8 protein-coding genes and 1 rRNA gene are annotated in these 9163 nt (G+C 72.7%); 2 read left to right on the top strand and 7 right to left on the bottom strand.

Annotated features, from left to right (window positions below; genetic code table 11):
* A 5S ribosomal RNA gene (gene rrf / locus AC069X_RS32185) occupies window positions 1-91 on the top strand; the annotation flags it as partial.
* Between the two features lie 75 nt (window positions 92-166).
* On the opposite strand, the gene AC069X_RS32180 is transcribed toward rrf, so the two are convergent.
* Complete coding sequence (locus AC069X_RS32180) at window positions 167-988, bottom strand: DUF3626 domain-containing protein (protein ID WP_478734156.1); 822 nt, start codon at window positions 986-988, stop codon at window positions 167-169.
* A 41-nt stretch (window positions 989-1029) separates the two neighbouring features.
* Between AC069X_RS32180 and AC069X_RS32175 the strand changes: the two genes are divergently transcribed.
* Window positions 1030-1578 carry a GNAT family N-acetyltransferase gene (locus tag AC069X_RS32175; protein WP_478734154.1) on the top strand — a complete coding sequence of 183 codons (549 nt, stop codon included), beginning with the start codon at window positions 1030-1032 and terminating at the stop codon, window positions 1576-1578.
* Here the strand turns inward: AC069X_RS32175 and AC069X_RS32170 are convergent.
* The 6 genes from AC069X_RS32170 to AC069X_RS32145 all read right to left on the bottom strand — a co-directional run bounded on the left by AC069X_RS32170 (window position 1575) and on the right by AC069X_RS32145 (window position 9117).
* Complete coding sequence (locus AC069X_RS32170; RefSeq protein WP_478734152.1) at window positions 1575-1799, bottom strand: hypothetical protein; 225 nt, start codon at window positions 1797-1799, stop codon at window positions 1575-1577. The two genes, AC069X_RS32175 and AC069X_RS32170, sit on opposite strands and share 4 nt — an antisense overlap.
* Window positions 1800-1989: 190 nt before the next feature.
* Window positions 1990-3888, bottom strand: coding sequence for a hypothetical protein (locus AC069X_RS32165; protein ID WP_478734150.1), 1899 nt, complete (start codon window positions 3886-3888; stop codon window positions 1990-1992).
* 2 nt (window positions 3889-3890) lie between these two features.
* Window positions 3891-5309, bottom strand: a complete 1419-nt coding sequence (locus AC069X_RS32160) for an ATP-binding protein (RefSeq protein ID WP_478734148.1) — start codon at window positions 5307-5309, stop codon at window positions 3891-3893.
* Window positions 5310-5328: 19 nt separating this feature from the next.
* On the bottom strand, window positions 5329-6888 hold the full coding sequence (locus tag AC069X_RS32155; RefSeq protein WP_478734146.1) for an SCO6880 family protein: 1560 nt from the start codon (window positions 6886-6888) through the stop codon (window positions 5329-5331).
* Window positions 6885-8285, bottom strand: a complete 1401-nt coding sequence (locus AC069X_RS32150; RefSeq protein WP_478734144.1) for a hypothetical protein — start codon at window positions 8283-8285, stop codon at window positions 6885-6887. Before AC069X_RS32150 ends, AC069X_RS32155 begins: the two co-directional genes overlap by 4 nt.
* Window positions 8275-9117 (bottom strand): DUF8175 domain-containg protein, encoded by an 843-nt coding sequence (locus AC069X_RS32145; protein WP_478734142.1) that lies wholly within the window; start codon window positions 9115-9117, stop codon window positions 8275-8277. The genes AC069X_RS32150 and AC069X_RS32145 overlap by 11 nt, the downstream gene beginning before the upstream one ends.
* Between the last annotated feature and the right edge of the window lie 46 nt (window positions 9118-9163).

Raw genomic sequence — 9163 nt, 5'->3', positions numbered from 1 at the left:
GCCCGGTTACATTCCGAACCCGGAAGCTAAGCCTTTCAGCGCCGATGGTACTGCAGGGGGGACCCTGTGGGAGAGTAGGACGCCGCCGAACAATCATTGTGGGAAAGCCCCGCACCTTCTGGTGCGGGGCTTTTCTGCGTTCACGGGCCATTTGGGTTGTGGGTTGTCAAGCGCGCATTCCGAAGCGGGCCACGTAGTGCCAGACGCGTTTCAGGGCCTGCTCGTCGTAGCGGCCCGTGCGGGCGGCGTCGCCCAGGATGCGCGGGGTCAGGACGTCGTCGACGGCCAGGGCGGTGCCGAGGTCGACGAAGTCCTGGCCGCGGTAGTCGGGGTGCCGGCGGAGTTCGGCGACCGTCAGGCGGAAGCCCGGATGCCACTCGACGGGGCAGGGGAGCTTCGCGGCGGCGGCCTCCACCTCCGTGTCCCGGTGGCTGGGGTCCAGTACGAGGGCCTCGACGTCGTGGTCCAGCCGTACCGGGGTGTGGACCTGGGCCTCGATGTAGTCGTCCAGGGCGTCCTGGTCGTCGGCCAGGGCCAGGGCGATCAGCGGCATGCGGTCGGCGACCCCGAACGACTCGGGCTCCAGGTAGCTGTCCGGATAGCAGAACGTGGTGCGGGTCAGGGTCTCCGGGCGGAGGCGGAAATGGGCGGAGCCGAAGCGGGGGGCCGCGCCGGCCGGGTTGCGGCGGAAGTTCAGCGCGCCGTACACCGGGCGTTCCTCGGCGGGGGCGTCGTCGTAGGCGCCGCCGAAGATGCGGCTCTCCCACTGCCAGCGGGCGCCGCCGGGGTGGGCGGTGAGGCCGCCGTTGCTGGTGCCGGTGACGAACTGCGACCGGTACACCCCGTCGTCGGCGAGGGCGCTGAGGACGGGGCGTCCGTCGGTGACGCGGTCCGGGTGGAAGTTGAGCGTGATCGGGAGGGCGGGGTCCAGTGGGGGACCGGAGGAGAGGGCGCTGACGTGGGCGAGCGCGCGGGCGTGCGGATGCATGGGTGCAGTGTGCAACAAGTGGCTGGCTAGGATCCCCGTTTATGGATCAGTACGTGGTGCGCGTGGTACGGGCCGACGAGTGGCAGCGGCTCAAGGATTTGCGGCTGGACGCCCTGAGGGATCCGGCGGCGCCGGTCGCCTTCCTGGAGACGCTGGAGCAGGCCGAGGAGCGTCCGGACGAGTTCTGGCAGGACCGGGCCCTGGGTGCCTCGCAGGGGCGGGCCGCACGGCAGTTCGTCGCCGAGGGGCCCGACGGGGAGTGGTACGGCTCCGTGAGCGTGCTGTTCGAGGCGCAGGGGAGCAGTGACTTCTTCGGGCAGCCCGTGGAGCGGACGCAGGCGCACGTGGTCGGCGTGTTCGTCCGCGCCGAGCGGCGTGGCGCGGGGATGGCGGAGGCGTTGTTCACGGCCGCGGTGGGGTGGGCGTGGGGGCTGGAGGCGCCGACGCCGGAGCGCGTACGGCTCTTCGTGCACGAGGAGAACCTGCGGGCGGCCGCCTTCTACCGGCGGTTCGGGTTCGTGGCGAGCGGGCGCACCGTGAAGCTGGAGTCCGGGGCCGAGGAGCACGAGTACGTGCTGGACGGCCGCTAGCCGTCGAAGCGGGACCAGGGAAGGCCGTGCGCGAGCAGCGGCGTCAGGGTGGCGCGGTGGAGGGCGCCGAAGCTCGCCTGTGCTTCGTGCTCGTCAGCGCTGACCTGGGCGATGAGTCCGGGGGCCACGAAGAACGCCGCGGCTTGGTACGTCGGCAGGAACGGGCTCAGCGGCACCGGGCGCAGCACGTCCAGCAGGGGTGTGAGGCGCTCGGCCGGCATGACGTAGGTCGAGGCCTGGTAGGGGGCGGCGAGCAGGGCTGGACGGGGGCTACCTCTCCCTCGGCACCGCCCCCTGCCGTGGCGTCGGCGCCGGCCCCGATCAGGGCCGTGCCCATCGTGTGGCGGCGCAGGCCGGGTCCGGCGTGGGCCAGTGCGGCCGTCTCGGAGACGAGGGGGTGCGGGGTGGGGGTCATGCGGTCGGGTCGAAGCGGGCGTGCGGCCAGCGGGAGCGGGCCTGTTCGCGGCTGCGGCAGAGGGCCAGCAGGGGCAGGGTCTCGTCCTGGAGGAGGTCCGGGAGCTGGGGGACGGGGGCGACGGCCGCCACGTCCTCCAGGACCAGGGTCAGTGGTGGGTCGAGCCGGCCGTGGGATGACCGTGCGGCCATGCGGCGGCCGTGCTCGACCACGTCTGCGGCGAGTGCGGTCAGGAGGGGCATCGCACCCGGGTGGGTACGGGGGTCTTCCAGGGGTTCACCCAGCACGTAGAGGGTGCCCCCTTCGGCGGTGAACGATGCCAGGGTGAGGGAATCCGTACGGTTCGGGTTGCACGCCTCGCGGATGTGGATCGACGTCAGGCAGGACAGGGCCCGGGCCGTCAGCTGCTGGGCCTGGTCGCGGCGTTCGGGGTGGGCCGTGAGGGCGCTTTCGAGTTCGCCGGCGGCGCCGGGGGCGGCCTGGGGATGGGTGCGCAGGGTCCGGACCGGCTCCTGGGCGCCGTTGCCCTGGGCCCAGCGGGCCAGCTGCTTGAAGGGGAGGCCGTCGAGGGCGGCGGCCTGGAGCCAGCTGCGCAGGAGGGTCTCGGCGGTGTCGGCGACGGCGCTGTCGAGACGGGCCTGCGGGCGTACGGGGGCCAGCAGGGCGGTCGCCCGGGCGGCGGCGGTGTCGCGGGCGGCACAGCCGTCGGCGGGGTTCCAGTGCATGCGGGCCGGGGTGTCGCACAGGTGCGAGGGGTCGTAGAGGAGCACCGGCCCGAGTTTCGCCCGGGCGTCCTTGGTTTCCGACCACAGTGCGGGGGACGACGTGACCACCAGCGCGGCGCCCTCGGCCGCGGCGAGGGCCTGCGCGGCGAGGTGGTGGCGTTCGGCCGGGCTGCCGTAGGCCAGGCGGGGGGCCGGGGTGGCGGCGGCGGAACGCGCGGCGCTGGGGGCGTAGCCGAAGCCGTAGCGGTAGGCGTCCTTGGCCGGGGCGGGGGTGTCGCCGGCCAAGGTGTAGCGGGCTGGGCTGGGTCGGCGGGGAGGGGTGCCGGGGGCCGGAGCGGAGACCGGGGCGTGGGCGGCTGCCGGGGCCGCTGCCGCTGTCGGGGCGTGGGGTTCCGGCCGGGCCGGGCCGGGGAGCGTGGCCCGGCCGGCGGCGGGGTTGGCCGGGCGGGGTCGCGCGGAGCCCGGGGCGCTGCCCCACGCCGGCGCCGAGGCGGACTCCGGGTCCGCGGTGGATGCCGGTGCCGGGCCGGGGCCCCGGCCCGGGGTGCGGGCGCGGCCCGCGCGGCGGGTGTCGTCGGGTGCCGGTGCGGGTGCCGGGTCGGGGGTGTCCTGGTGGTTGCCCTGGCCCCGGTCGGTACGGGCCGCGTGGGCGGAGTGGCGGTCGTCCCGGTCCCGGTCGTCCCGGTGCCGGTCGTCCCCGTGGTCCCGGTGCCGGTCGGCGTGCCGGTGGTCCCGGTCGGCGTGGCGTTCGTTCCGGTTGGTGCGGGTCGGGTCGGGGGAGTGGTCGTCCCGGTGGTGGCCGGGTCGGGTGCGGCGGGCCTTGGTGCGGGCCACGACGCCCATGGTGAAGATCGTCAGGACCAGTGCGACCAGCAGCTGGCTGATGAACAGGCCCCAGAACAGGCCCCATCCCGAGAGCGCGCCCGGGTCGGTGTCCGGCCAGGCCGCCGCGATGTCGTGCGGTTGCGTTATCAGGGCGCGGACGGCCCCGGGGGTGCGGGTGAAGGTGACCGTGTCCGGCCAGGCGCCCTTCGTGAAGAGGGCGGCGAAGCCGGTGGCCGACCACACGAGGACGGCGAGGCCGAGGAGGAAGGCCAGGAGGCCGACGAGTACCCCGTCGGGTACGCCGCCGGCTCGCGCGGGGGGCTCCGTACGTCTCGCGTCGGGCATGGTCAGGCCACCGTTGTCGCTGATCCGGGGCCGGAGCCCCGCTGGCGTTCGATGTACAGGGCTCGTTCCTCCGCTTCGAGTTCGGCGGCGAGCAGGTCGTCGGGGAGGTGCTCCGGGCTGGAGGACTCCGTCATCGCGCGGTCGGTGTAGACGAGGGGGCGTTCGGCTTCGGTGATCAGGTGTTTGACGACCTGGACGTTGCCGTTGACGTCCCAGACGGCGATGCCGGGGGTGAGGGTCGGGATGATCTCGACGGCCCAGCGCGGGAGGCCGAGGACGCGGCCGGTGGCGCGGGCCTCGTCGGCCTTCTGGGCGTAGATGGTGCGGGTGGAGGCCATCTTGAGGATGGCGGCGGCCTCGCGCGCGGCGGCGCCGTCGACGACGTCGGAGAGGTGGTGGACGACGGCGACGAAGGACAGGCCGAGGCGGCGGCCGAACTTGAGGAGGCGCTGGAAGAGCTGGGCGACGAAGGGGCTGTTGATGATGTGCCAGGCCTCTTCGACGAGGAAGATGCGCTTCTTGCGGTCCGGCCGGATCCAGGTGTGTTCCAGCCACACGCCGACGATCGCCATGAGGATGGGCATGGCGATGGAGTTGCGGTCGATGTGGGAGAGGTCGAAGACGATCAGCGGGGCGTCGAGGTCGATGCCGACGGTCGTGGGGCCGTCGAACATGCCGCGCAGGTCGCCGTCGACGAGGCGGTCGAGGACGAGGGCGACGTCGAGTCCCCAGGCCCGGACGTCGTCTATGTCGACGTTCATGGCCTGTGCCGATTCGGCTTCGGGGTGGCGCAGTTGTTCCACGATGTCGGTGAGGACGGGCTGGCGGTCCCGGATGGTGTCGACGACGTAGGCGTGGGCGACCTTGAGGGCGAAGCCGGACCGTTCGTCGAGGCCGTGGCCCATGGCGACTTCGATGATGGTGCGGAGCAGCGCGAGCTGTCCGGTCGTGGTGATCGCCGGGTCGAGGGGGTTGAGGCGGATCCCGTCGTCGTTGGCGGCGATGGGGTCCAGGCGGATGGGGGTTATCCCCAGCTGCTGGGCGATGAGGTTCCACTCGCCGACGCCGTCCTCGCCCTGGGCGTCGAGGACGACGACCTGGCGGTCGCGGAAGCGGAGCTGGCGCAGGACGTACGTCTTCTCCAGCGCGGACTTGCCGTTGCCGGATTCGCCGAGGACGAGCCAGTGGGGGGCGGGGAGCTGCTGGCCGTAGAGCTGGAAGGGGTCGTAGATGTAGCCCTTGCCGCTGTAGACCTCGCGTCCGATGATCACGCCGGAGTCGCCGAGGCCGGGGGCGGCGGTGGGCAGGTAGACGGCCTGGGCCTGGCCGGTGGAGGTGCGTACGGGCAGGCGGGTGGTCTCGACCTTGCCGAAGAGGAAGCTGGTGAAGGCGTCCGTCAGCGCGGACATGGGATCTCGCATGGGCGGCACTTCCCTCCAGCTAGCGTCGGATGCCGGTGGCGAACGGCAAGGTGTTGACGAAGGCGCGGTGGTGCTCGCGGTCGCACCATTCGAGCTTCAGGTAGGACTTGCCGGCGGAGGCGCGGATGGTGCGCTTGTCGCGGGCGAGGGCTTCGGGTGAACGAGAGGACACCGTGATGTACCCGACGAGGTTGACTCCGGCAGCGCCGCTGGCGAGATCTTCACCCCTCTGGTCGAGGCGGCCGTGGGCGGCGATGTCGCGGGGGTCGACGGTGCGGTTCATCTTGGCGGCGCGGGAGGCGTCGGCCTCGTCGTTGGTCTTCTCGGTGAGCATGCGCTCGATGGCGATCTCGGTGGGTTCGAGGTCCATGGTGACGGCGACGGTGCGGATGACGTCCGGGGTGTGGACGAGGAGGGGGGCGAGGAAGTTCACGCCGACCGGGGTCATCGGCCATTCCTTCACCCAGGCGGTGGCGTGGCACCAGGGGGCTCGGGTGGAGGATTCGCGGGTCTTGGCCTGGAGGTAGGTGGGCTCCACGGCGTCGAGCTCTGCGGGCCAGGCGTTGCGCTTGGTCATGGCCTGGATGTGGTCGATGGGGTGGTCCGGATCGTACATGGAGTGCACGAGGGAGGACAGACGTCCCTGGCCGAGGGGCTGGCGGACGCGGATGTCGGCTTCGGCGAGGCGGGCGCAGATGTCGGTGAGCTCGCGGGCCATGACGATGGCGAGGCCGGAGTCGCGGTCGAGTTTGCGGCCCTTGTGGCCGCCGGCGCGGGCGATGGTGTTGGCCTCGGCGGCGAGCTCGCGGGTGTAGTGCATGCAGGCGACGAGGTAGGCGCGGTGCTGCTCCGAGGAGGTGGAGACCATCGACTGGAGCTGGTCGTAGGAGTCGCGCAGCCAGCCCGGGGCGGTGGTGTCTCCGCGCTGGGCGACGTCCTTGGCGTGGGCGTCGGGGTCGGCGGGGAGGGTGCGGGCGAGCATCTGGAGGCGGGTGACGAAGCCGTCGCCGTTGGCGACGTGCTTGAGGAGGGTGCCGAAGCGGTCGACGAGGGCTTCCTGGTCCTCGCTGTCGCGCAGGCCGACGCCGGGGCCTTCGATCTCGATGGCGGCCGTGACGGTTCTGCGGTCGGCGTGCAGGAGGACGGCGATCTCGTCGGGGCCGAAGGGGGCGGCGAGCCAGTTGATGCGGCCGATGCCGGGGGGCGGGCCGACTTCGACCTCGCGGCCGTCGGCGGCGCGGGTGCCGGCTTCCACGGCGCCGGAGCGGTACGTCGTGCCGCGCCGCAGGGTGCGCTTGTAGCTGCGGCTGATCTCGAACCACCGGTAGAAGGTGCGGCCCTTGTAGGGGACGTACACGGCGGCGAGGGCGAGCAGCGGGAAGCCGACGAGGCTCACGATGCGCAGGGTGAGGTGCGGGACGAGCAGTCCGCTCATCATGCCGAAGAAGGCGCCGGTGATGATCAGTGCGATTTCGCCGGTTTCGCGGTTCTTGCCGACGATCGCGTTCGGCCGGGCCCGGCCGATGAGATACGTGCGGCGGGGCGCGACCGGGTGGAGCTGGTGGGACTGGGTCGTCAACGCCCGTCACCTCCTGTGTTCCTCGTACTCGAGCCAGTGCGGGGCGGGGGTGCGGCGGAGGGGACATTTCCGCCGCCGGACCCGCTGCCGGAGCGGCGGCTGCTGTGGGCGGCCATGCCTCCGGAGATCTGGTTGGCGTCGCCGCCGCCGGAGCCGCCGCCGGCGCGGTGGGCGCCGCGGCTGCTGTGGGTCTTGATGCCCTGGGAGACGAGGGAGGCCGGGGAGCTGATGACGGCTGCGGCCTGGGCGCCGTCGGTGGCCTTGGAGCGGTTGGTGCGGGCGGCGGCGATCTCGTCGCCGAAGCCGGGGACGAAGCGGTAGATCATCGCGGAGGCGAAGATCGCCAGGAGGATGATGGCGAGGCCGGAGACGACGGCGGAGAAGGCGTCGGGGCCCTTGTCGCCGGAGAGGGCTCCGGCGAGGCCGAGGACGATGACGATGACCGGCTTCACGAGGATGACGGCGATCATGATGCCGGCCCAGCGGCGGACGTGGCCCCACATGTTGCGGTCGACGAGTCCGGCGTAGACGACGGTGCCGAGGAGTGCGCCGACGTAGAGGAGTGCGGCGCGGATGACGAGTTCGAGCCAGAGCACGCCGGCGGCGAGGACGGTGACGAGGGCGACGACGATCAGCATGATCGGGCCGCCGCCGATGTCCTCGCCCTTCTTGAGGGCCTCGGAGAAGGAGCCGAAGAAGACGTCGGTCTGGCTTCCGGTGGCGGAGGCGATGACGTCGGTGATGCCGTCGGTGGCGGAGACGACGGTGTAGAGGATGAGCGGGGTGAAGGCGGAGGCGAGGACGGTCAGCCAGAGGAAGCCGATGGCCTCGGAGAGGGCGGTGCTGAGGGGGACGCCGCGGATGGCGCGCTTGGCGACGGCCAGCAGCCACAGGACGAGGGTCAGGACGGTGGAGGCGGCGAAGACGACGGCGTACTGCTGGAGGAAGGCCGCGTTGGTGAAGTCGACGTTGGCGGTGCTCTTGACCGCTTCGCTGAGCTTTCCGACGATCCAGGCGGCGGCGTCGGCGCAGCCCTTGGCGAGGGAGGCGAGGGGGTTGATGGCGTCCGGGCTGCTCGGGGAGAGGCCGGTGCCGGGGGTGGTGCCGGGGGCGTTGCCGGCCTGGCGTTCGCAGTCCTCCTTGAGGGGGCCGATGACCCCTTCGCACTTGGAGGGTGACGGAGTGCCGGACGGGGTCCCGGACGGTGTGCCCGACGGGGTGCCCGAGGGGGTGGGCACCGGGGTGGGCGCGGCGTAGGCGCGGGCGGAGAGCAGGACGAGCGCCGTCTGTACGGCGGCCAGGGCGGCGGCGGTACGGGCGGCGGTACGGGCGCCGGCGGCGCGCAGGTGCCGGGTGGGGCGCGCCTGCCGGGTGGCGGTGCGGCGGCTACCGGGCATAGGTGAACCCTCCGAACTCCTGGACGGCCTTGCTGATGTCGTCGGACGTGGAGGCGGCGACGTCGCCGGGTACGGGGGCGGGGCCGTCCTGCTGGCTGTCGGAGGCGACCTTCCATGCGTCGCCGGTCCAGGACAGTTCGAAGGTCCAGGTCTTCCAGGTGGTGCGGACCGGGGTGGTGGACTTGGGGCCGGACATGCCGACGAGGCCGGTGTACCAGACCGCGACCTTCGCGGTGGTGGGGCCGTAGTTCTCGACGCGGGTGCCGATGGGGACGGCGCGGGTGACGAAGGTGCTGCCCTGGGGGGCGTTGCCGTTCGCGTCGAGGCCGAGGGTGGCGAGGAAGGCGGGGGAGTAGGCGGTGTCCTGGGTGCCCTTGCGGCGGGCGGCGGCCTCGGGGGTGTAGATGCCGTCCACGAGGGCGTGCCGGACGTCCTTCTTGAGCATGCCGTCGGAGCCGAGCGCGACGGTGAAGTTGGCGGCCGCGGACTGGGCGCCCTGCTCGTCGTGGGCGAAGCCCGTGGGGACGCCGGCGGCCTTGCCGGTGACCGGGGCGGTGCCGGTGGGGGCGGTGGAGTCGGCGGCCGGGGGCTTGTCGGAGGAGGTCTGGGGGGCGTCGGACGCGGAGTCCTTGCCCTGGTTCGCGAAGGCGATGGCGGCGATGAGCAGGACGACCACTCCGACGACGGTGATCAGGCCGCGGGAGGAGCGGGGGGCGCGGCGGGGTCCGCCGTAGGGGTCGGAGGGCAGGTCCGGGAGACGGGTGCGGGTCTGGCCGGTGCCGCCGACCTCGGCGGGGCCGCTGCCCCCGCCGTAGTGGTCGTCGTTGCTCATTGCGTGTCCGCCCCCTCCGCGTCGTACGACGGTAGCGCTCGTTTCC

This window comes from Streptomyces sp. NPDC043896, from assembly GCF_056435605.1.
The sequence above is the reverse complement of the archived record's forward strand: the minus strand, read 5'-3'. Positions and strand labels throughout refer to the sequence as shown.

Coding starts and splice junctions, on each gene's coding strand:
- AC069X_RS32180 (WP_478734156.1), bottom strand. CDS start 988: ATGCATCCGCACGCCCGCGCGCTCGCCCACGTCAGCGCCCTCTCCTCC.
- AC069X_RS32170 (WP_478734152.1), bottom strand. CDS start 1,799: ATGCCGGCCGAGCGCCTCACACCCCTGCTGGACGTGCTGCGCCCGGTG.
- AC069X_RS32165 (WP_478734150.1), bottom strand. CDS start 3,888: ATGCCCGACGCGAGACGTACGGAGCCCCCCGCGCGAGCCGGCGGCGTA.
- AC069X_RS32160 (WP_478734148.1), bottom strand. CDS start 5,309: ATGCGAGATCCCATGTCCGCGCTGACGGACGCCTTCACCAGCTTCCTC.
- AC069X_RS32175 (WP_478734154.1), top strand. CDS start 1,030: ATGGATCAGTACGTGGTGCGCGTGGTACGGGCCGACGAGTGGCAGCGG.
- AC069X_RS32145 (WP_478734142.1), bottom strand. CDS start 9,117: ATGAGCAACGACGACCACTACGGCGGGGGCAGCGGCCCCGCCGAGGTC.
- AC069X_RS32150 (WP_478734144.1), bottom strand. CDS start 8,285: ATGCCCGGTAGCCGCCGCACCGCCACCCGGCAGGCGCGCCCCACCCGG.